The sequence below is a fragment of the Mesorhizobium sp. M7A.F.Ca.US.006.01.1.1 genome (assembly GCF_003997935.1).
Classification (GTDB): Bacteria; Pseudomonadota; Alphaproteobacteria; order Rhizobiales; family Rhizobiaceae; genus Mesorhizobium.
Genome location: NZ_RZQL01000399.1, coordinates 1 through 3808, shown reverse-complemented (window position 1 = coordinate 3808; position 3808 = coordinate 1). Strand labels below are relative to the sequence as shown.

Genomic DNA, 3808 nt, shown 5'->3' with positions numbered 1-3808 from the left:
CTGCACGGCGGGTGCGGTGCGCGAGGCCGCGTGGCTTTCGGCGAATTTTTGCAAATTGCCGCAACCGGTGCGGTAACCGGCGACGTCGTAGATGTCCTTGACGGCCAGCCGCAGGCCGGCCAACGGGCCAAGCTGGGCATGTGCCACCGGCATCTGGCGAAGATCGAGAAAGGCGTTGAGAGGGCCGTGCGTGCCTGTCATCGTTCGATATCCGGATACGGTTGCCGCAACATTGTTCGACGCCAGAAATTTTACAACCTGCGATACGATTTTTATTGATTGTGAAAGTCTTCGCCCTTATATCGCGCTTGCCCAAAGTCGCACGTGCCTGTGGGTGTCCGCCGATCCTCGAATGGTGAGGGAAATCGGTAAGGTAACTGGAGCCAACCCCTCCAGTCGGTCTAGCGGCCAACCGCCAGCCCGAGGACACCTTGAAGCAACGACGGTGCGGGCCTTTCTGGTGTTCTGCCGGTTGTCCAAAAACCGGGGTTACTGAAGAGGCACACCTTCATTGCCGGCAGTGCGGACGGGTCTCCCATCCAAGCCAAGGCAGACAAAGCGAACCGAGGCCGGGCAAGGCCAAGGTTCACCGCCGCGAGACGGCGCTTCATGGTTCCGGGGTCTCCACCGGCTGGTTCCATGGATTTCCGTCCCGCCTTTGTCCACCGCGAGTTCGCGAGGCTGACAGCCCGCGTCCCGCAGCCTTATTGCGCGCCGAAAGGCGCTGATGGAGAGACCCCGATGGCCACCCAGCGCATCCTTGACTTCCTCGCCACCCGACGTCCGACCGGCCCCTGCCTCGTCGTCGACCTCGATGTCGTGCGCGACAATTTCCGCGCCTTCGAGAAGGCGCTGCCCGATTCCAAGATCTACTATGCGGTGAAAGCAAACCCGGCGCCGGAAATCCTGCGCCTGCTTGCTGCGATGGGCTCGTCCTTCGACACCGCTTCTGTTGCCGAAGTCGAGATGGCGATGGACGCTGGTGCGCCGGCGGACCGCATCTCCTTCGGCAACACCATCAAGAAGGAGCGTGACATCGCACGCGCCTATCAGCTCGGCATCCGCCTGTTCGCCGTCGATTGCGTCGAAGAGGTCGAGAAGATCGCTCGCGTCGCTCCAGGCGCGCGCGTGTTCTGCCGCGTGCTGACCGATGGCGAGGGCGCCGAGTGGCCGCTGTCGCGCAAGTTCGGCTGCGTGCCGGCGATGGCCGTCGACGTGCTGCGCCATGCCAAGGGGCTCGGCCTCGACGCCTATGGCGTGTCGTTCCATGTCGGCTCGCAGCAGACCGACCTGACCGCCTGGGACCGTGCGCTAGCCGACGCCAAGGTGGTGTTCGCGACGCTCGCCGAGGAAGGCATCGTCTTGAAGATGGTCAATATGGGCGGTGGTTTCCCGACGCGCTATCTGCGTGACGTGCCGGCCGCCCAGGCCTATGGCCAGGCGATCTTCTCGGCGCTGCGCAAGCATTTCGGCAATGCGCTTCCCGAGACCATCATCGAGCCGGGCCGTGGCATGGTCGGCAATGCCGGCGTCATCAAGTCGGAAGTCGTGCTGATCTCGAAGAAGGCCGCCAACGACAATGTGCGCTGGGTGTTCCTCGACATCGGCAAGTTCGGCGGCCTGGCCGAGACGATGGACGAGGCGATCCGCTACCCGATCGTCACCGCGCATGACGGCACGGAGACAGCACCTTGCGTGCTCGCCGGCCCGACCTGCGATTCGGCCGACGTGATGTACGAGAAGACGCCCTATCCGCTGCCTTTGTCGCTGACCATCGGCGACGAGGTGCTGATCGAAGGCACCGGCGCCTACACGACTACCTACTCGGCGGTCGCCTTCAACGGCTTCGAGCCTCTCCGATCCTACGTGATCTGACGGCGCTTCCTCAGCGCATTTTCGGACGGCGAACCGGACACAACTTCGCCTGAAAATGCGCTGAGAGAGCCGATCAGATCATCCCAGGTGGGCGACTGTCGTCCACCCGGGCTCGCCTGTGGAACAGATCTCCGCTCGCCAGGGATTGCGGAAATGGAAATGCCAGTTGAAATTGAGGGCCACGCACCGGCCTTTGTGATGGTCGCCGAAACCGCCGCCGATGTTGCGGCGCGCGAGGCGTTGCTCGATCGGGCCATGGGGCCGAAGCGCAGGAAAAAGTCGTCGGAGAAGCTGCGGCGTGGCCGGCGGCCCTCGGAAGGCCTGGCCTTCGTCGCCCGCGATGCGTCGGGCGGCGTGGCAGGCACCGTGCGGCTGTGGGATGTCAGGCTGGGCGAGGGCGGTGCGGCCGCACTGCTGCTTGGCCCGCTTGCCGTCGACCCGTCGCTGAAAAATGCCGGCATTGGCTCGGCGCTGATGCGCCAGGCCATCGCCGAGGCGGCGCGTCTTGGCCATGCCGCTATCCTTCTGGTCGGCGATGCGCCCTATTACGCGCGCTTCGGCTTCTCGGCTGAAAAGACCGGTTCACTTGCCATGCCGGGACCCTATGAGCGGCACCGCCTGCTGGCGCTGGAACTGGTGGAAGGCGCGCTTGACGGCGTGCACGGCACGCTGAAGGCTGCCGGCCGCAAGCTATCGGTTCCAGCCGTAGTGCGCCGCGCTGGCTGAAACCAGCCCGGCATACTCGGTGGCGATGACATCCAGGGCGGTTACAGTTGGTGAGCCGGCGCCGCCCAGCCGGGCTGCATAGTCCTGGCCCTTTGGGGCTTTGTCCCAGTCATTGCCTATGAAGCGGGCCGCTGCCGTGCCGGAGTCCGAAACTTGCGGAGCCGGCGGCCCAAAAGAGGCTGCCGTTCGCTTCAGGCCGTCCAGAAACGCGGCATTGTCCAAGCCGCTGTAGGACTTGCCGTTGCCGTCCACGACATTGAGGAAGATCTGCTCGTCGCCAAAGGCGGTGTAACCGCCGCCCAGGCCTTTTTCCACGGCGTCCGCTTTTTCAAAGAAGCGCTGCGCCACGGCGGCGTCGAGTGTATCCTTGGGGAAACGAACCGTTACGAAGCCGGTGCTGCCACCACTGTCGTCCAGCCTCGACACAAGCACGCTGTGCTGATGGAAAATGTAGCCGAAGGCAGCAGCAAGGCGGTCGGCGGTTGCGTCGTCAAGCGCGGCCTCGGTTTGCAGCGACGCATTGGTCTTGAGGAGGTAGCCGCCCGGTGTGACTTCGCTGTCAAGCACAGCCGGATCGACGCCTATGCTGGCAGCCACCTTGGGCACGATCTTCTCAAGCACCTGTGCTGCAAAGGCAGCCCGTTCGACGTAGCCGGCCGTCTTCAGATTTGGCAGATCGAAGCCCACGGAAGGTGTCGCCTCGTAGGAAATCAGGACACGCTCGTCGGCCGCCGCCGCCGCTGTCACCGAAACCAGGGCAGCGATGAGCATCGCACGCCCCACTGCCCGAACGATGTGGATGTTCATTTGCCGGACCTCGCTGATTTGCTCCCGTCTGGAGCCCGAGGTCACACTAAATGGATGATTGCACAATCAAAGGTATGAGCAGCTTGCCGTTCCCGGCCGCCTGAAGGTTTCGTGCCAAGATTGCTGGAGCCCGTGGAACGAATGTGCCGTCTCGAGGATAGTGTCCCAGCAAAGCCCAAAGCGCGCCCATATCGATCAACCGGCGCGCTTCAGCCTTGATGCATGCCTGTCCCAAGCCGCCGCGCGGCTTGCGACATGCATGCCTTCAGCCGATCAGCTGGCTGAGCGCCATGGCAACGGTCATGTCGCCTTCGACCTTTATCTTGCCGGTCATGAACGCCATTGTCGGGTTCAGGTCGCCAGCGATCAGCGAATCCAGATCGTCGAGTGAGAGCTTGAT

The 3808-nt window shown here is 63.5% G+C and carries 4 protein-coding genes and 1 pseudogene; 2 read left to right on the top strand and 3 right to left on the bottom strand.

From position 1 onward, the window contains the following. Positions 1-201 (bottom strand): annotated as a pseudogene (locus EN943_RS35750) (amidase); the annotation flags it as partial. A 540-nt stretch (positions 202-741) separates the two neighbouring features. On the opposite strand from EN943_RS35750, the gene odc2 reads away from it, so the two are divergent. Together odc2 and EN943_RS35740 are read left to right on the top strand one after the other, a co-directional pair. Further along, complete coding sequence (odc2, locus tag EN943_RS35745) at positions 742-1875, top strand: ornithine/lysine decarboxylase (protein ID WP_023810036.1); 1134 nt, start codon at positions 742-744, stop codon at positions 1873-1875. Positions 1876-2028: 153 nt separating this feature from the next. Next, positions 2029-2601 carry an N-acetyltransferase gene (locus EN943_RS35740; protein WP_127416467.1) on the top strand — a complete coding sequence of 191 codons (573 nt, stop codon included), beginning with the start codon at positions 2029-2031 and terminating at the stop codon, positions 2599-2601. On the opposite strand, the gene EN943_RS35735 is transcribed toward EN943_RS35740, so the two are convergent. Next, complete coding sequence (locus tag EN943_RS35735; RefSeq protein WP_245476104.1) at positions 2566-3408, bottom strand: hypothetical protein; 843 nt, start codon at positions 3406-3408, stop codon at positions 2566-2568. The two genes, EN943_RS35740 and EN943_RS35735, sit on opposite strands and share 36 nt — an antisense overlap. A 265-nt stretch (positions 3409-3673) precedes the next feature. After that, on the bottom strand, positions 3674-3808 hold a 135-nt coding region (locus EN943_RS35730), incomplete at its 5' end, for an SCP2 sterol-binding domain-containing protein (protein WP_206522879.1).